Raw genomic sequence first — 300 nt, 5'->3', positions numbered from 1 at the left:
ATGCAGCGTGTAGGGAATCAGCACCAGCAGGTTGACGATGCTGGGGCCCTGCCGGAGCAGGTTCTTCCAGGCCACCAAAGCGCTCAGCATGCTGGCCATCCAGGGGACGCTGACTCCGAGCCAGGCCCATTGCGTGTAATGCCCCATGGGAATGCTGAGCAAGGCCAGCAGCGGCGCCAAGGTCAGCAGCACCAGCATGCGGTCGATGCGGCGCCAGATCGTTCCGCGCGTCAAGGTCTCGCGTGCCTGCCAGGCAAAGGCGGCAGGCAGCAGGAAGACGCCCACGCTCACCCAGATATC

1 protein-coding gene is annotated in these 300 nt (G+C 64.7%); it reads right to left on the bottom strand.

Annotation, left to right across the window (positions count from 1 at the left end; genetic code table 11):
- Positions 1-285 (bottom strand): hypothetical protein (locus ACSNOK_RS33740; protein ID WP_436784571.1); only part of this gene is annotated, 285 nt, incomplete at its 3' end.
- Positions 286-300: the final 15 nt, after the last annotated feature.

Origin of the sequence: Streptomyces sp. URMC 126 (assembly GCF_051386555.1) — a bacterium.
Taxonomy (GTDB): Bacteria; Actinomycetota; Actinomycetes; order Streptomycetales; family Streptomycetaceae; genus Streptomyces.
This window is presented reverse-complemented; position numbering and strand designations above follow the sequence as displayed.